The 16,939-nt window shown below is 66.7% G+C and carries 13 protein-coding genes; 5 read left to right on the plus strand and 8 right to left on the minus strand.

The genetic code is table 11. The features are described 5' to 3' along the window. Positions 1-59 precede the first annotated feature (59 nt). Positions 60-608: an NAD(P)H-dependent oxidoreductase gene (locus tag QO033_RS05185; RefSeq protein ID WP_284479878.1), complete on the plus strand. Its 549-nt coding sequence runs from the start codon at positions 60-62 to the stop codon at positions 606-608. Positions 609-636: 28 nt separating this feature from the next. Here the strand turns inward: QO033_RS05185 and QO033_RS05190 are convergent, their stop codons facing one another. The 7 genes from QO033_RS05190 to QO033_RS05220 all read right to left on the minus strand — a co-directional run bounded on the left by QO033_RS05190 (position 637) and on the right by QO033_RS05220 (position 9,011). Continuing rightward, a complete protein-coding gene (locus tag QO033_RS05190) occupies positions 637-2,025 on the minus strand; it encodes an FAD-binding oxidoreductase (RefSeq protein WP_284479879.1) in 1,389 nt (462 codons plus the stop codon). Beyond that, complete coding sequence (locus QO033_RS05195) at positions 2,022-2,966, minus strand: NADP-dependent oxidoreductase (RefSeq protein WP_284479880.1); 945 nt, start codon at positions 2,964-2,966, stop codon at positions 2,022-2,024. The genes QO033_RS05190 and QO033_RS05195 overlap by 4 nt, the downstream gene beginning before the upstream one ends. Then, positions 2,963-4,792 (minus strand): ABC transporter ATP-binding protein, encoded by a 1,830-nt coding sequence (locus tag QO033_RS05200; RefSeq protein ID WP_284479881.1) that lies wholly within the window; start codon positions 4,790-4,792, stop codon positions 2,963-2,965. The genes QO033_RS05195 and QO033_RS05200 overlap by 4 nt, the downstream gene beginning before the upstream one ends. A gap of 1 nt (position 4,793) precedes the next feature. After that, positions 4,794-5,651, minus strand: coding sequence for an ABC transporter permease (locus QO033_RS05205; protein WP_284479882.1), 858 nt, complete (start codon positions 5,649-5,651; stop codon positions 4,794-4,796). A 3-nt stretch (positions 5,652-5,654) separates the two neighbouring features. Next, on the minus strand, positions 5,655-6,674 hold the full coding sequence (locus QO033_RS05210; protein ID WP_284479883.1) for an ABC transporter permease: 1,020 nt from the start codon (positions 6,672-6,674) through the stop codon (positions 5,655-5,657). A 76-nt stretch (positions 6,675-6,750) separates the two neighbouring features. After that, positions 6,751-8,280, minus strand: coding sequence for an ABC transporter substrate-binding protein (locus tag QO033_RS05215; protein ID WP_284479884.1), 1,530 nt, complete (start codon positions 8,278-8,280; stop codon positions 6,751-6,753). 65 nt (positions 8,281-8,345) lie between these two features. After that, positions 8,346-9,011: an EthD domain-containing protein gene (locus tag QO033_RS05220; RefSeq protein WP_284479885.1), complete on the minus strand. Its 666-nt coding sequence runs from the start codon at positions 9,009-9,011 to the stop codon at positions 8,346-8,348. Positions 9,012-9,235: 224 nt separating this feature from the next. On the opposite strand from QO033_RS05220, the gene QO033_RS05225 reads away from it, so the two are divergent. The 3 genes from QO033_RS05225 (at position 9,236) to QO033_RS05235 (ending at position 11,889) form a co-directional block, all read left to right on the plus strand. Then, positions 9,236-9,961: a GntR family transcriptional regulator gene (locus QO033_RS05225; RefSeq protein WP_284479886.1), complete on the plus strand. Its 726-nt coding sequence runs from the start codon at positions 9,236-9,238 to the stop codon at positions 9,959-9,961. Beyond that, the gene (locus QO033_RS05230) at positions 9,954-10,724 is read left to right on the plus strand and encodes an HpcH/HpaI aldolase family protein (RefSeq protein WP_284479887.1); all 771 of its coding nucleotides are present in this window, start codon (positions 9,954-9,956) and stop codon (positions 10,722-10,724) included. The genes QO033_RS05225 and QO033_RS05230 overlap by 8 nt, the downstream gene beginning before the upstream one ends. 529 nt (positions 10,725-11,253) lie before the next feature. Next, positions 11,254-11,889: a TetR/AcrR family transcriptional regulator gene (locus tag QO033_RS05235; protein ID WP_284479888.1), complete on the plus strand. Its 636-nt coding sequence runs from the start codon at positions 11,254-11,256 to the stop codon at positions 11,887-11,889. 107 nt (positions 11,890-11,996) lie between these two features. Here the strand turns inward: QO033_RS05235 and QO033_RS05240 are convergent, their stop codons facing one another. Beyond that, the gene (locus tag QO033_RS05240; protein WP_284479889.1) at positions 11,997-14,210 is read right to left on the minus strand and encodes an NADP-dependent isocitrate dehydrogenase; all 2,214 of its coding nucleotides are present in this window, start codon (positions 14,208-14,210) and stop codon (positions 11,997-11,999) included. Positions 14,211-14,573: 363 nt separating this feature from the next. Between QO033_RS05240 and QO033_RS05245 the strand changes: the two genes are divergently transcribed. Continuing rightward, positions 14,574-16,928: a Tex family protein gene (locus QO033_RS05245; protein ID WP_284479890.1), complete on the plus strand. Its 2,355-nt coding sequence runs from the start codon at positions 14,574-14,576 to the stop codon at positions 16,926-16,928. Positions 16,929-16,939: the final 11 nt, after the last annotated feature.

Raw genomic sequence — 16,939 nt, forward strand, 5'->3', positions numbered from 1 at the left:
GCGCTTCCCTCCAGAACTCTCCACATCTCCACCACGCAGACCCGGGATCACAGCACAAGATGACACCTACACTGAAACTCTTCGCCTTCTGCGGCAGCGACGGCGCCCAGTCGAAAACCGCGATCCTGGTCAAAACCGCCGTGGCGGAGGTGGCGCAGCGCCTGCCGGTCGATGCCACCTTCGCCAATATCGCCCCCTTCATGCAGGTGCGGCTGGGACAATATCGCGACACCCTGCCCGACGACGCCCGCGCGATCCTGGAGGGCATCGAGACCTGCGATCTGCTGGTCGTCGGCTCGCCGGTCTACAAGGGGTCCTATTCCGGCGCCTTCAAGCATGTGTTCGATCTGGTCGATCCCGACAAGCTGCTGCACAAGCCGGTGCTGATCTGCGCCTCGGGCGGTGGCCAGCGTCATGCGCTGATGGTGGAGCACCAGCTGCGGCCGCTGTTCGGCTTTTTCGGCGCCTCTTCCGCGCCGGTCGCGATCTATGCGGGGGCGGCCGACTTCGCCGATGGCGCCGTCGCCGACCCGGCGCTGAAAGACCGGATCGCACTGGCGGCCCAGGGCTTCGCCCAGATGGCCGGCCAGCCCGCGGCGCGGGGCTGAGCCCGCGCCGGGCGGGCGTCAGGGGGCGTCAGGGATCGAAGCTCTTGCCCCGGTTCAGGATATCCCCAGGGTCCATCGTCCGCTTGATCGCCCGCATCAGGGCGATCTCCTCGGGCGTCCGGCTGTGTGCCAGATAGTCCCGCTTGATCGCGCCGATGCCATGTTCGGCCGAGACCGTTCCGCCGGCCGCGCGGATCGCATCGTAGACAAAGGCTTTCAGCGCCTTTTCGGCGGCGTGATCCTCCGGCTCCGGCAGCGCCACCACCAGATGCAGGTTGTTGTCGCCGATATGGCCATAGGTCAGCGCCCGGGCGCCGGGCCAGCGGTCGGCAATGCCGGTCTCGATCAGCGCCACCGTGGCCGACATCCGCCGCAGCGGGATCGATACGTCGAAGGGCACCAGCGGCCCGAGGATGACGGGGTATTCCGACACGCTCTCCCGCACCGCCCAGAGCCCGCGCCCCTCCTGCGCCGATTTGGCCAGGATCGCATCGCCGACGATGCCCTGCTCCAGCGCCTCGCCCAGGGCCTCTTCGATCCCCGCGCGCAGGGCGGTGTCGGAAAACCCGGTCGCCTCGACCAGCACATGCGGACCACCGGCGGGCAGCGGCAGGGCAAGGCCGGCACCGGACGCCATGATATTATAGAAGCTCGGCCACATCACCTCGAACGACGACAACTGCGGGCCGAGCGCGGCGCGCAGATGCGCCAGCAGCGCCAACGCCCCATCGGTATCGGCCACCGCGCAAAGCGCCGTCTCGATCGCCCGCGGCTCCGGCTGCAGCCTGAGGATGCAGCGGGTGACGACGCCCAGAAGCCCCTCGGTTCCGATGAAGAGCTGCTTCACATCCATCCCGGCGTTGTTCTTGATCAGCCCGGCCATGTCGCTGATCACCGTGCCATCGGCCAGCACCGCCTCAAGCCCCAGCACATGTTCGCGCGCCATGCCGTAGCGGATCACCGTATTGCCGCCGGCGTTGGTGGCGATCACCCCGCCCAACTGACAGCTGCCCCGGGCACCGATGTCGATTCCCAGCATCATGCCGGCGTCGCGCGCGGCCGTCTGCGCCACCTCCAGCACCACGCCGGCCTCCGCCACCATCTGCGCCGCCTGCGGGTCCAGGCGTTCGATCCGGTTCATCCGGTCCAGCGACAGTGCCACTGCATCGGCCCGCGGATGCGCCGCCCCGGAAATTCCGCTGAGCCCGCCCTGCGGCACCACCGGAACGCCGGCCGCATGGCAAAGCCGCATCAAGGCCGAGACATCCTCGGTCCGGCGCGGCCGCACCAGCGCCAGCGGCGAGACCGGCGCCAGCCCGGCCCAGTCGTGGCAGTGACGGGGCGGGATATCCGCCCCGAGCGTGACCAGATCGGACCCGAGGCTGTCGAGAAGCCGTTGCGCGAAGTCCTGGGTCATGGGCGGGTCTCCGGATCGGGAAGCTCCAGCACGATCTTGCCCCGGCTGTGGCCCGCATCGCTGAGCTGCTGGGCGCGGGCGAAATCGGCGAAGGGAAGACGGGTCAGTTCCGACCGGATCGCACCCCGGGCCACCAGTTCCAACATCCCGGCCATGGCAACCGGATCGGGGGCGATCTGCACCAGCGCATGCCGGATATCGCCCCGCAGCGCCCCAGCATCGAAGGGCGCCGCATTGAGATAGACCAGCAACCCGCCCGGGCGCAGCACCGTGGCACTGGCCAGATGCACCGCGCCGCCGACCAGATCATAGACCACGTCGAGCCCCGACAGCTCTGCCGCGAAATCCGCCTGATCGTAGGCCACCACCCGATCGGCGCCGAGCGAGAGGACGAAATCGCGATTGGCGGCGGAGGCGGTGGCGATCACCTCGGCGCCCAGATGATGCGCCAGCTGCACCGCCAGATGCCCGACGCCGCCGGCCCCGGCCTGGATCAGCACCCTCTGCCCGGGCCGCAGCCCGGCCACATCGACCAGCGCCCGCCAGGCGCAGATGCCGGCCAGGGGCAGCGCCGCCGCAACCGCCGGGCTCACCCCGTCCGGCACCAGCGCCAGATCGGCGGCCGGCACCGTGACCGCCTCGGCCCAGGTCGCCTGACCGCGCGGCGCCAGCAGGCAGACCATCCGCCCCAGCAGTGCCGGATCGACCCCGGCGCCCAGCCCGCGCACGATCCCGGCACCATCGCGCCCAGTGCCGGCCGGCAGATCGACGCCACCGGCCACCGCCCCCAGCGCACCGGCCCGCAGCTTGCCATCGACCGGGTTGGCGCTGACCGCGCGCATCTCCACCAGAACCTCTCCGGGGCCGGGAACCGGCATCGGCTGCTCCATCAGCTCCAGCACCTCCGGCCCACCGTGGCGGGCATAGCGAACGGCCTTCATGTACTTGCCTCCGTCATCGCCGGTTGCCGCACCCCCTTGGGCACCGCCGCCAGCAGGCTTCGGGTATAGGGATGTCGCGGATTGGCGAAGACATCCTCTGTCGCGCCACTTTCCACGATCTCCCCCTTCGACATCACCAGCACCCGGTCGCAGAGATAGCGCACCACCGCCAGATCATGCGAGATGAACAGCATGGAAAAGCCCAGCTCCGCCCTCAGCCGCAGCAGCAGGTTCAGCAATTGCGCCTGCACCGAGACATCGAGACCCGAGGCGATCTCATCCGCGATCAGCAGCCGTGGCAGCCGGCAGAGCGCGCGGGCGATATTGACCCGCTGTTTCTGTCCGCCCGAAAGCTGCGAGGGGTAGCGCGCCACCATCTCCTGCGACAGGCCGGTCTCCGACAGCAGCTGCCGAATCCGCGCCTCGATCTCCGCCCCCGCCGGGCGCGGCACCTCGACCTCCAGCGCCTGGCCGACGATGGTGCCCACCTTGCGGCGCGGGTTCAGTGCCGACTGCGGGTCCTGGAACACGATCTGCATTTGCGCCTGCCGCCAATCACGGGTGCCGCCATCGGTGCCGGTGATGTCGCGCCCGAGCAGCTCCAACGCGCCGGAGGTCGGGGTTTCCAGCCCGATCAGGGTGCGGGCCAGCGTGCTCTTGCCACTGCCGCTCTCGCCGACGACGCCGACGAATTCGGCATCCCGCACGATGAAATCGGCCGATTTCAAAGCGTGAAACAAGGTCGCGCCGCGGAACATCCGCCATTTGGTGACGAAACTCTTGGTCAGCCCCTGCGCCTCGAGGATTTTCTCCTGCCCGGTCGCCACCCGGTCAGGTGCCTGCGGCGGCGCGATGGCCTCGGTGGCGAAGGATTTCCAGCAGGCGGAGACATGGCCCGCCCCCACCTCGGCCAGCGCCGGTTCCTCAGCCCGGCACCTGGCATCGGCCAGCGGACAGCGGCCGGCGAAGCGGCACCCCGTCAGCTCGGCAATCGCCTTCAGCCCGGGCATCCGCTCGGGCAGCAGATAAAGCCCGCGCGGCGCCCCTGCCACATCCGGCACCGCCAGTTCCAAACACCGGGTATAGGGATGCGCCGGGGTGCGGAACAGCACCTCCGCCGGGCCGTATTCGGCCTGCCGACCGGCATAGAGCACGATGACCTCGTCGCAGATCTCCGCCGCCAGCCGCAGATCGTGGGTGATGAAGATCACCGCGGTGCCGTCGCGCTCCTGCATCTCGGCGATCAGCCGCACGATCTGCGCCTGTACCGAAACATCGAGCGCGGTGGTCGGCTCATCGGCGATCAGCAGGCGCGGCCGGCTGGCAAAGGCCATGGCGATCAGCACCCGCTGGCACATGCCCCCCGACAGCTGATGCGGATAGCGGTCGAGGAGCCCGCGCGGATCGGTCAGCCGCACAGCCTCCATCTCGGCCACGGCGCGGTCCTTCCAGCCGGCCCCACCCTTGCCGATATGATCGAGGTGTTCGCGGAACTGCTGGCCGATGGTCAGCACCGGGTTCAGCGCCGACAGCGGTTCCTGCGGAATGAAGGCGATATCGCGACCCAGCAGCGCCCGCCGCCGGTCCGGCGCCATGGTCACCAGATCCTCTCCATCGAACATCAGCGCGCCGCCCGAAACCGCAAAGCCCGGCGGCAAGAGCTGGGCGATGGTGCGGCCGATCATCGACTTGCCGGCACCGGATTCGCCGACCAGCCCGACGGTACGGCCAGGCTCCAGCGAGAAGGTCAGATCACTGACCGCATCGAGCGTCCCGGTCTTGGTGGTCAGGCTGACGGTCAGCCGGTTCACATCGAGCAAGGCCATGTTACGCGCGCTCCGTCTGGGTCAGTCGGGTGTCGAGCGTGCGGCGCAGCCCGTCGCCCAGGATGTTGAAGCCGAAGACGGTGACGAAGATCGCCAGGATCGGCAGGATCAGGGTCCAGGGCGCCTGGTAGATGTCGGCCCGCGCATCGGCGATCATCTGGCCCCAGGCCGGCACCTCGGCGCCGACGCTCATGCCGACGAAGGACAGGATCGCCTCCACCACCACGGCGACCCCCATCTCCAGGCTCATCAGCGTGATCAGCAACGGCAGGGTGGCGGGCAGTATCTCCCGCGTCACCGTGCGCCAGTGCGAAAATCCCAGCAGCCGCGCGGCGGCAACGTAATCGCGGCGCGCCACCACCATGACGTCGCTGCGCAGCACCCGGCAGAAGCGGGTCCAGTCCACCACGATGATCGCCAGGATCACGTTCTGCAGCCCGGCGCCCAGCCCCACCATCAGGATCAGCGACAGGATCACCGGCGGGAAGGACAACCAGATCTCCACCACCCGGCCGATCACCCAGTCGACCCAGCCGCCGAAATAGCCGGCGATATGGGCCAGCACCGACCCCAGGATCATCGCCCCCAGCGCCCCGAAGACCGCCACGGTCAGCGCGATGCGCGAGCCGTAGATGATCCGCGACAGTACGCAGCGGCCCAGACCGTCGGTGCCCAGCGGAAAGGTCCAGTCGCCGCCCGTCTGCCAGACCGGCGGCACCAGCGTGTTCAGGATGTCCTGTTCGGTGGGATCGTTCGGCGCCAGCCAGGGCGCGAAAAGCGCGCAGATCACCAGCAGCGCGATGATGCTCAGCCCGGTGATCACCCGGCCCGAACGCAGCCAGAAAAACCGTTTCTCCATGGCTCAGGCCTCGCGCAGCTTGGGGTTCAGGACCAGGTAGAGCACATCCACCACCATGCTGATCAGCAGCACCATCACGCAGTAGGTCAGCCCGACGGTCTGGATGATCGGCAGATCGGCGTTGCGGATGGCGTCCACCATCAGGTTGCCCATGCCCGGATAGGAATAGATGATCTCGACCAGCAGGGTGCCGCCGAAAAGGAAGCCGAACTGCACGCCCATCAGGCTCAGCGTCGGCAGGAAGGCGTTCTTCAACGCGTGAAAGATCAGGATCCGGCCCTCGGAGATGCCGCGCTGGCGGGCCTGGTGGATGTAATCCTCCTGATAGACGTCCATCAGGGTGGACCGCAGGATCCGCATGATCGGCGGCGCCGCCGACAGACCCAGCGCCACCGAGGGCAGGATCATATGGCGGATCGCGTCGAGGAAGGTCAGCGGGCTGCCCGCCAGCAGGCTGTCGATCAGCAGAAAGCCGGTGATCGTCTCGGGCCGGTCGACCCCAGCCCCCAGCCGCCCGATGAAGGGCAGCAGGTCCAGCGACACTCCGAAGAGCAGCATGAAGAACAGCCCCCAGAGAAACTCCGGAATCGACAGCAGCGCCACCGTGCCCAGATCCAGCACGCTTTCGACCACCCCGCCACGGGTGTAGAACAGCCAGAGCCCGCCGAGCACGCCGAAGAGCGTGGCAAAGACCATCGCCGCCAACGCCAGTTCGATCGTCGCCGGCAGCGTGTCCAGCACCAGTTTCGACACCGCCGTGCGGTAGTGGATCGAGGCGCCGAAATCGCCGTGGATTATATTGCCGAACCAGATGCCGTATTGCTGGATCAGCGGCTTATCCAGACCCATCTCGATCCGCATCGCCTCGATCTCGGCATTGGTGGCATTGGGTGGCAGCGACATGGCGGCGGGATCAACCGGCAGCATCCTGAGGATGCAGAACAGCAGCAGCGACACCAGGATCAGCGTTGGGATCAGGGTGAGAAGCCGCCGCAGCAGCAGCTTCATGACGGGTCCGGACATGGAGGGTCTCCGGTCGGTAGACGGCAAAAGCGCCCGACCCCGAGGGGGATCGGGCCGACGATGCGACGGGGCGCTATCAGCCCCAGGACATGGTGTTGCCCAGGACCCAGCCGTTCTGGAACTTGAGGTAGCTGAGGTCGGATTTGCGGGCCAGCGTCTGCACGCTTTGCAGCAGCGGGATAGTTGCGCCCATCTCGGTCGCTTCCCGGTTCAGCTTCTGATAGCCGGCGATCCGCTTGTCGTAATCGGGCTGCTGGAACAGCGCCGGGATCTGGTCGCCCGGCTGCTCCCCCTTCCAGGAGGAGAACGGCATGTTCGGGTTCAGCAGATAGCCGGTGAAGATCTCGGGATCACCGGTGGCGTTGTCCCAGGAATAGAGTGTGGCAGCCGGCAGCTTGTGGCCGCGGTTCAGCTCGAAATACTTGGCGTATTCGATCACCTCCAGCTCGACCTCGATACCGACCTTCTTCCACATCTGCAGCAGCGCCCGGGCGATGTCGAAGTCGGACGGGAAGTGGCCGTTGGTGGTGGCCATCTTGAAACGCGCCGGGTTGTCGGCCGAGAAACCCGCCTCGGCCAGCAGCGCCCTGGCCTTCTCAGGGTCGTAGGCAAAATCGTACCCGGCGACGTCACCGGGGGTTCCCGGCGGGGCAACCACCGAGAGCGGCACCGCGGCGCCACCGTAAAAGGCCTTGGACAGCGCGGCCTTGTTGATCGCGTGATGGGCCGCCAGGCGCAGGTTGTCGCTGGCGAATTCGCCGTCGTTGCGCATCTGCAGCAGGATCACCCGGGTGATCGGATTGATCTCGCCGGTGATGCCGTAGATCTTGTCCAGCCGTTCGGTTTCGCGGACCGGGATGTTGATGGTCAGGTCGGCCTGTCCCGACTGCACCGCCGCCACCCGGGCGGAGGCATCCTTGATCACATCGACGGTGATCTTCTTGATCTCCGGCGCGCCACCCCAATAGGCGTCGTTGGCCTCGAACACCATGCGGGAGTTCATCTGGTAGTCCACCAGCTTATAGGGGCCGGTGCCGACCGGAGCATCGCGGAAGGCCTCCGATCCGACCTTCTCCATATAGGCCTTGGGCACCACGAAACTGCCCATGAAGGCCAGCCATTCCGGGGCCGTCGGCGCCGGGCGGCTGAACCGGAACACGCCGGAGGTCGGCGAGGTCACCTCGATATCCGTGATATGTTTCCAGCTGTTGCCGATATCGAGCTTTTCGCCCGACTGGAGCCGTTCGAAGAAGCTGAAGCGAACGTCCTCGGCGGTCATCGGCGTGCCATCGTGAAAGCTGACATCGTCGCGCAGCGCGAAGCGCAGCGACAGGCCGTCGGCGGCCAGCTCCCATTCGGTCATCAGACTGGGGATCAGCGTCAGATCCGGCGCCTGCAGGATCGGCTGATCGAAGACCAGTTTGAACAGCGATTGCGCATCGGGCGAAAACCGCTTGTTCGGATCCCAGGAGGGCACGTCCGAGGGCCAGGCCATCGTCACCGTGTCCTTGCCGGTTGCGGCCAGAACGGCCCGCGCCGGCAGCATCGCCCCGGCGGTGCCGATGCCGAGCAATTGCAGGATATCGCGTCTGTTGAATGTGGTCATTTCTGCTTCTCCCTGTCGGAATGCGCCCCGAACTGCCGCGCCGGGGTCACCTGAACCGCCGCCCCTCAGGCCAGCGGACGTCTCTGCATCAGATGATGGGTGCAGGCGCCGTCGCGCGGCGGCAGCTCTGCCGAATGGGCCTTCAGCCGCGGCACCACGTCGGAAGCCATCGCCGCAGCGAAGCTGCCGATATCGTCGAAGGTCACCTCATTGCCGACCAGATAGTTGGCGGGCACCGTCCCGGCGGGGGTGCCGTCGACCGGCTCCAACCCCAGGATGCGGCGAATGCCGGGAAAGTCCGCCTGAATCGGCAGATGCCCGGCCAGATACTCGGTGACGAAACCGGCGCGATCGCTGCAGGGCAGCTTGTAGCGCACGACATAGGCAGCGCCGCCGCCCACGCCCAGATCGTCACCCGGCAGGGCGTGGCGATGCCGCCGGAACGCCCCTGCCTCGGCCCGGGCACCATCGGGCAGCGCCTGCAGCGCCGCCTGCAACGCCGGGGCCTCCAGCGCAGCGCGCAGCGCCGCCTCCCCGTCAAAGCCGAGGGTGATGAGCGCCGCCGGCGGGTTGGGATCGTGATAGGGCGCGCCGGCACCGATCTCCTCATAGGGACGATAGAGCTCCGCCCGGGCCACATCCGGCAGGACCGCCAGCGCCGGACCATGAGCCGCGATCCAGGCCGTCAGCGGCGACGCGGGGCCGAAGATACTCAGCTCGAGAACGAACATGACCAGTTCCTTATAGCGCTAAACTGTATTCTGATTTTGAGGCTACCTTGGATCTCTTTTGAGTCAAGCGCAAAGGAATCTCAGAATTCTCGCCAGCATCATGCGATTTTTGCTGAATATCAGGGCAATACCTTAGATGAACACCTGCCCACATCGACATTGCAGCTTGATCCAAAGAAGCGTTACAAGAATATAGTATACTGTTTTCACCCCTATGAGGCCGCATGGACACGCCTGAATTCGACAAGATCCGCCCGGTCGAGGGGGCCAGCCGCGGCCCCAGCCTGCGGCGGCTGATCTATCAAGACCTGCGCGAGAAGCTGCGCCGCGGCGATATCACCACCGACACCCGGCTGGTCGATGTCGAGATCGCCAAGGCCGCCGGGGTCTCCCGCATGCCGGTGCGCGAGGCGCTGCTGCAGCTGACCATCGAAGGCCATCTGGTCAGCACCACCCGCGGTTTCGCCCTGCCCGATCTGAGCGATGCGGACGTCGCCGATATCTTCGAAGTGCGCAAACTGCTGGAACCGCGTGCCGCCGCCAATGCCACCCGCGATCTGGACGCCGCCGGACTGGCCCGGCTGCGCTGCGCCGTCGAACAGGCGCGCGAGGCCGTCACCACCGGATCGATCGCCGATCTGGTCGAGGCCAATATCACCTTTCGCGAAACCTGGATCGCGGCGCTGCGCAACCGGCGGTTGGCGGCCACGATCCTGCGCTTCGCCGATCAGGCCCATGTGGTGCGCCGCGACACGCTGGGAGAGCCGGAAATTCGCCAGATCGTGCTGCGCGGCCTGATCCGGCTGCGCGATGCCTTTGAGCGCCGCGATGCCATGGCCGCGCATGACGAAATGCTGGCCTTCACACTGGAGGCCGAGCGCAGCTTTTTCCGCGAGGATCGCGCCGCCGGCTCCATCCCCCCTGTTTCCGGAGACACGAACAATGACTGACACTGTCGCAGCCCCGCTGCGGGCGCATCTTCAGGCCGGCGGTACGGTCGAGCTGTTCTGGTTCTCGCTCGGCTCCCCCGCCATGGTGGAGATGAGCGCGACCGCCCGGCCGCAGGCGATCATGATCGACGCCCAGCACGGGCTGTGGACCCGCGAGGGGCTGGAAAACGTTGCTGGCCTGATGCAGGGCCGGGTGCCGCTGATGGTGCGCACCGCCGACGCCAGCCATACCGCCGCGGCCACCGCGCTGGATGCCGGTGCCGTCGGTGTGCTGGCACCGCTGATCGAAACCGCGGCGGAGGCCCGTGCCTTCGTCGATGCCAGCCGCTATCCGCCTCAGGGGCGGCGATCAGGCGGCGGGGTACGGCCACTGATGGGGGATTTCGCGCGGTATTACAGCGATGCGCTGGAACAGACCGTGGTCGGTGTGATGGTAGAGACCGCCGCCGGGCTGGAGAATATCGAGGAGATCGCCGCCGTGCCGGGGATCGACCTGATCTTTATCGGCACCGGCGATCTGGCGATTTCGATGGGCGAGTTCCCGGTGCCCGGCCCCGCCTATGAGGCGGCGATCCAACGCGTGCGCCAGGTCTGCGCCGCCGCCGGCGTGCCCTGCGGCCTGTTCAGCGCCGATGCCGCCGACGCGCGCCGCCGCACTGCCGAAGGTTTCGCCGTGACCGTCAGCGCCAATGACATCGCCCTGGTCACCAAGGGGTTCGCCGCCGCCGCGCCGGAGCACGCGGGGGACAGCGAAACCGGTTAACCAGCGCATCGCCACCACCGAGAATACCGCTCTCCGCCGCCGCCCCGGCGCCGGCGGGGAGCGACCAGCCCCACCGTCCACGGCCGACGGCCCTGCCCCCGATGCCTGGGGGTGACGCCCCAACGGCGCGACGACATCCGATTATTGGCCCGATGTCGAAATATTCCAACACCGCAATGCATTTAATAGGTGAAGTCTTTCATTTCCGAATCACTTTGCCATCAGATTTCCGAATTCCCCAAAACCGAATGACGTTAGCTCCGGATCAGACGATATTTTCGTCTGTCTTTGCCCCAATTCTTCGATTTCTTGAAGCTTAGGCCTTGCATCAGCTTCAGGTTGATGCGTAACCATAAGGTTACCGATCTAGCACCCAAGGTACGGGCGCCGGACATATGCCCCAGCCCCCCCAGGGCCTTGCGATCGGGTCACCCCCATCCTCCCATGGCCGGAGGCCGGTCCAGGAGGACACGGCAAGCTGGCCCTTTCGCTTTAGATACATAACGTTATGCACTTAAGGGAGCTGAGTGTGACCGCCAAACGCAGAAGCCAATCCGAACGCACCGAGCATACGCGGGGCGCCCTGATCCATGCGACGGTCGACGTTCTCAGGGAACACGGCATGCAGGGGGCGACCGTTCAGGCGATCTGCAAGCGGGCGCGGGTGACCACCGGCGCCATTCAGCACCACTTCGGGTCCAAGACCGGATTGATTGCAGAGGTGGTGCGCACGCTCTGCGCCCCGTTTCTGGCGGAACTGCCGCCCGACCCGACCCTGCACAATAATCTGGAGGCCCGGCTGGATGCTCTTGTTGCGCACTATTGGGCAATTTATCGCGACGACAATTATTTCGCGATGTCCGAAGTTGCCCTGGCCGCGCGCACCGATCCCGACCTGATGCAACTGATCCACGATTTCCGCGAACAGCAGCTGTCGATCCTCCGCCGGTCGCTGGCCGAGCAGTTTCCCGACCTGGACATCTGCACCGATCAGATGGTCGAAAGCGTGCAATGCATGCTGGACTACATGCGCGGCTATGCGCTGCGCCGGCGCTATTACACCCATGTCACGCAGGAGCAACTGGACGATGAGACCGCGCTGGATCATGCCCGCATGATCCTGTCGAGCGGCCTGATGCGCCCGCAGGCGCAGGCGTCAGATTAGCCGCACCGCCGTCCGCCCCCATCCCGAACAAAAACGCCCGGAGGATCGCATCCCCCGGGCGTTTTCGTTCGTGTCGGCCCCGGCGCTGGCGCCGAGGCATCAAGCCGTCAGCAGATGATGGCGTTCAGCGTCGCGCTCGGACGCATCGCGGCGGCCTTCTTCTCGACGCTGGGCATGTAGTAGCCGCCGATATCGGCCGGCTTGCCCTGCGCCGCGGCCAGATCGGCCAGGATGGTGGTTTCCTTCTCGACCAGCTCCTTGGCGATCGGCGCGAAATGAGCGGCCAGGTCGGCATCTTCGGTCTGCGCCGCCAGCGCCTCGGCCCAGTAGCGGGCGAACCAGTAGTGGCTGTCGCGGTTGTCCGGCTCACCCACCTTGCGCGAGGGCGAACGGTTGTCGTCCAGGATGCCCTGGGTGGCGACCTCGGCGGCGGCGCCCAGCACACCGGCCTTGGCGTTGCCCTTCACATCGGCCAGGAAGTTCAGCGATTCGCTCAGTGCGCAGAACTCTCCCATCGAATCCCAGCGCAGGTGATCCTCTTCCAGGAACTGCTGCACGTGTTTCGGGGCAGAGCCGCCGGCGCCGGTCTCGAACAGGCCGCCACCGTTCATCAGCTTGACGATCGACAGCATCTTGGCCGAGGTGCCCAGCTCCAGGATCGGGAACAGGTCGGTCAGATAGTCGCGCAGCACGTTGCCGGTGATGGCGATGCTGTCGTTGCCCGCGGTGATGGTCTCCAGCGAGGCGCGGGTGGCTTCGCGCGGCGCCATGATCTCGAACTTGTCGGCCACGCCGGCCGCTTCCAGCGCCGGTTTGACGTATTTGATCAGCTCGGCATCATGGCCGCGGTTCTCGTCCAGCCAGAAGATCGCCTGATAGCCGGTCAGCCGCTGACGGTCGATCGCCAGCTGGATCCAGTTCTCGATCGGCGCCTTCTTGGCAGTGCAGGCGCGCCAGATGTCGCCGGCCTCGACGTCGAGCGAATGCAGCACGTCGCCATTGGCCAGGACGATGCGGATGGCGCCATCGGCAGTCGCCTCGAAAGTGGTCGGGTGCGAGCCGTATTCCTCGGCCTTCTGGGCCATCAGGCCGACGTTCTGAACGGTGCCGGCGGTGGCCGGGTTCAGCGCGCCGTTCTGCTTGAAGAACTCGATCGCCTCGTCATAGACCGGGGCGTAGCAGTTGTCGGGGATGACGCAGTTGGTGTCGGCCTCATTGCCGTCCGGTCCCCAGCCCTTGCCGCCCGCACGGATCAGCGCCGGCATCGAGGCGTCGATGATCACATCCGACGGCACATGCAGGTTGGTGATGCCCTTGTCGGAGTTCACCATATACATGCCGGGACGCTCGGCCACGCAGGCCTCGACCGCCGCCATGATCTCGGCGTTATCCTTCACCCGCTCCAGCACATCGCCCATGCCGGAATTCGGGTTGACGCCCAGGGCTTTCATCTGATCGCCGAATTGCTCGAACACCGGGGCCAGCCAGGCCTTGACCGCATGGCCGAAGATGATCGGGTCGGAGACCTTCATCATCGTTGCCTTCATGTGCAGCGAGAACAGGATGCCGTCGGCCTTGGTCGCCTCGATCTGCTCGGCCAGGAAGGCGTCGAGCGCCTTGGCCGACATGAAGGTCGCGTCTACGACTTCGCCTTCCAGCAGGGTCCAGCCGTCCTTCAGAACGGTGGTGGTGCCGTCCTTGGCGACGAATTCGATCTTGGCAGGACCGGCCTGATCGGCGCTCAGCGTGGCGGACACTTCATTGGCATAGAAGTCATTGCCGGCCATCGACGCCACATGCGTCTTGCTGTCGGAGGCCCATTTGCCCATCCGGTGCGGGTTCTTCTGGGCGTAGTTCTTCACTGCCTTGGCGGCGCGGCGGTCCGAGTTGCCTTCGCGCAGGACCGGGTTCACCGCCGAGCCCTTGATCGCGTCATAGCGGGCGCGGATCGCCTTTTCCTCGTCGGTCTTGGGCTCTTCCGGGTAATCCGGCAGCGCATAGCCCTTGGCCTGCAGTTCCTTGATCGCGGCGGTCAGCTGCGGCACTGAGGCGGAGATGTTCGGCAGCTTGATGACGTTGGCATCGGCGGTCTTCACCAGTTCGCCCAGCTCTGCCAGATCGTCGGACTGGCGCTGCGCTTCGGTCAGAGCCTCCGGGAAGGTGGCGATGATACGCCCGGCAAGCGAGATATCCTTGGTACCCACGGTGATTCCGGCGGCGCCGGCAAAGCTGCGGATGATCGGCAGCAGCGAGGCGCTGGCCAGTTCCGGCGCTTCGTCTACGATGGTATACACAATATCGGGCTTGAAAGTGTCTGCCATGGTTCTCGTCCCTTTTCTGCCTTGCTGATGGCGTGAGATCTGATCGTGTGAAACGCGCGGCACTGCGCGCGGCGGCCAAAATGATGCGGGACCGCCCCAATGCGACGCACCAGACAGGTGCCTCGCGGCGGCGGCTGCGTTTCAAGCCCCCTGTAGAACAGTGCGCGCAGGTAATCAATCGACACAGCGGGCGCAATTTGCCCCAGTTCGCGCAAACATGGGCCCGATGGGCGGTCTGCCGCCCGATTGCTGGGCGCTGACGCCCTCGGTGATCAAGCTTTCGCCGCTGCCCGGGCGCCCTCTTGGCAGGCCGGCCAAACCACGGCTAAGAAGACCTCCCGAATATCCTGAAAGGAGTCGTCCTTGGACACTGCGCCCCAGACCGCCGGTCAGACCGCCGCCCGCATCGCCCGCACCATCGCGACCGAGATCGGCGCCCGGCCCGATCAGGTCGGCGCCGCGGTCAAGCTGCTGGATGAGGGCGCCACCGTCCCCTTCGTCGCGCGCTACCGCAAGGAGGTGACCGGTGGCCTCGACGACACCCAGTTGCGCACCCTGTCGGACCGCCTCTCCTATCTGCGCGAGATGGAGGCGCGGCGCGAGACGATCCTGAACTCGATCAAGGATCAGGGCAAGCTGACCGAGGATCTGGCGAAATCCATCGGCCTGGCCGAGACCAAAGCGCAGCTTGAGGACATCTATCTGCCCTACAAGCCCAAGCGCCGCACCAAGGCGATGATCGCGCGCGAAAACGGGCTGGAGCCGCTGGCCGAGGCGATCCTCGCCGACCGCGCCGCCGATCCAGAGGCGCTGGCCCAGGGCTTCGTGACCGAGGCGGTGCCGACAACCAAGGACGCGCTGAACGGCGCCCGCGACATCATCGCCGAGGGGCTGACCGAGAACGCCCAGCTTCTGGGCGACCTGCGCGCCTTCATGCAGGCGGAGGCGCGGCTGACCGCCAAGGTGATCGAAGGCCAGGAACAGGCCGGCGCCAAATTCTCCGATTATTTCGACCATGCAGAGCTGTGGTCCAAGGTGCCCTCGCACCGGGCGCTGGCGATGCTGCGCGCCCAGAAGGAAGGCGTGGTGACGCTGGATATCGCCCCCGACCCGGAGACCGGCGCCGACCGGGCAGAGGCCATGGTCGCCTCCTACCTCGGGACCAAGACCGACGGCGCCGGCGATCAATGGCTGCGCAAGATCGCCGGCTGGACCTGGCGGGTGAAACTCAGCCTGACCATGATGGTCGATCTGATGGGCGATCTGCGCGCCCGGGCGCAGGAAGAGGCGATCGCCGTCTTCGCCCGCAACCTAAAGGACCTGCTGTTCGCGGCGCCCGCCGGCGCGCGGCCCACGCTGGGGCTCGATCCCGGCATCCGCACCGGCGTCAAGGCGGCGGTGGTCGATGCCACCGGCAAGCTGGTGGCGACCGACACGCTCTATCCGTTCCAGCCGAAGAACGACGTGCGCGGCGCCCAGGCGGCGATCATGGGGCTGATCGCCAAGCATGGGGTCGAGCTGATCGCCATCGGCAACGGCACCGCCAGCCGCGAAACCGAAAAGCTGGTGACCGAGACCCTGGCCCTGCTGCCCTCGGGCGTGCAGAAACCCACCAAGGTGGTGGTGAGCGAGGCCGGCGCTTCGGTCTATTCCGCCTCGGAACTGGCGGCGCGGGAATTTCCCGATCTGGATGTGTCCCTGCGCGGCGCGGTGTCGATCGCCCGCCGGTTGCAGGATCCGCTGGCCGAGCTGGTCAAGATCGAACCGAAATCCATCGGCGTCGGCCAGTACCAGCACGATGTCGATCAGCACAGGCTGGGCAAGTCGCTGGAGGCGGTGATCGAGGATGTGGTGAACGCCGTCGGCGTCGACCTGAACACCGCCTCGGCGCCGCTCCTGGCGCATGTCTCCGGTCTCGGGCCCGGGTTGGCCGAGGCGGTGGTGACCCATCGCGACATCAATGGCGCCTTCACCTCGCGCAAGGAACTTCTGAAAGTCGCCCGTCTGGGTCCGCGCGCCTTTGAGCAATGCGCCGGCTTCCTGCGCATCCGCGACGGCTCCGAGCCGCTCGACGCCTCCTCCGTTCACCCGGAGGCCTATGACGTCGCCCGCCGCATCGTGCAGGCCTGCGGCCGCGACATCCGCCAGATCATGGGCAGTGACGGCGCGCTCAGGGGGCTCCGGGCCGAGCAATTCGTCGACGATCACTTCGGCCTGCCCACCGTGCGCGACATCTTCGCCGAACTGGAAAAGCCCGGCCGCGACCCGCGCCCCAGCTTCAAGACGGCGACCTTCACCGACGGGGTCGAGGAAATCACCGACCTGCGCCCCGGCATGGTGCTGGAAGGCACGGTGACCAACGTGGCCGCCTTCGGCGCCTTCGTCGATATCGGTGTGCATCAGGACGGGCTGGTCCACGTCAGCCAGCTGGCCGACCGCTTCGTCAAGGACCCGCATGAGGTGGTGAAGGCAGGTCAGGTGGTCAAGGTCACCGTGGTGGAGGTCGACGTGCCCCGCAAACGCATCGGCCTGACCATGCGCAAGGACGGCGGCGCCAGCGCGCGTGAAGATCGGGGCGCCCGCGGCGCCGGCAAGGATCGCCCCCGCGTCGGCGGCCCCAAGGGCAAACCGCGCGGCCAGATGTCCGCAGGGCCCAAGGGCGGCAGCCAGACCGGTGCGCTGGGGGCGGCCCTGCAGGACGCCTTCCGGAAGAAGTGATCTGAAACGAT

Source organism: Pseudodonghicola flavimaris, from assembly GCF_030164425.1.
In the GTDB taxonomy this organism is placed as follows: Bacteria; Pseudomonadota; Alphaproteobacteria; order Rhodobacterales; family Rhodobacteraceae; genus Pseudodonghicola; species Pseudodonghicola flavimaris.

What these genes read in the sequence shown, in the direction of transcription:
- QO033_RS05215 (WP_284479884.1), bottom strand. Translation starts at nt 8,280, where the DNA reads ATGACCACATTCAACAGACGCGATATCCTGCAATTGCTCGGCATCGGC.
- QO033_RS05240 (WP_284479889.1), bottom strand. Translation starts at nt 14,210, where the DNA reads ATGGCAGACACTTTCAAGCCCGATATTGTGTATACCATCGTAGACGAA.
- QO033_RS05210 (WP_284479883.1), bottom strand. Translation starts at nt 6,674, where the DNA reads ATGTCCGGACCCGTCATGAAGCTGCTGCTGCGGCGGCTTCTCACCCTG.
- QO033_RS05195 (WP_284479880.1), bottom strand. Translation starts at nt 2,966, where the DNA reads ATGAAGGCCGTTCGCTATGCCCGCCACGGTGGGCCGGAGGTGCTGGAG.
- QO033_RS05225 (WP_284479886.1), top strand. Translation starts at nt 9,236, where the DNA reads ATGGACACGCCTGAATTCGACAAGATCCGCCCGGTCGAGGGGGCCAGC.
- QO033_RS05220 (WP_284479885.1), bottom strand. Translation starts at nt 9,011, where the DNA reads ATGTTCGTTCTCGAGCTGAGTATCTTCGGCCCCGCGTCGCCGCTGACG.
- QO033_RS05230 (WP_284479887.1), top strand. Translation starts at nt 9,954, where the DNA reads ATGACTGACACTGTCGCAGCCCCGCTGCGGGCGCATCTTCAGGCCGGC.
- QO033_RS05205 (WP_284479882.1), bottom strand. Translation starts at nt 5,651, where the DNA reads ATGGAGAAACGGTTTTTCTGGCTGCGTTCGGGCCGGGTGATCACCGGG.
- QO033_RS05190 (WP_284479879.1), bottom strand. Translation starts at nt 2,025, where the DNA reads ATGACCCAGGACTTCGCGCAACGGCTTCTCGACAGCCTCGGGTCCGAT.
- QO033_RS05185 (WP_284479878.1), top strand. Translation starts at nt 60, where the DNA reads ATGACACCTACACTGAAACTCTTCGCCTTCTGCGGCAGCGACGGCGCC.
- QO033_RS05200 (WP_284479881.1), bottom strand. Translation starts at nt 4,792, where the DNA reads ATGGCCTTGCTCGATGTGAACCGGCTGACCGTCAGCCTGACCACCAAG.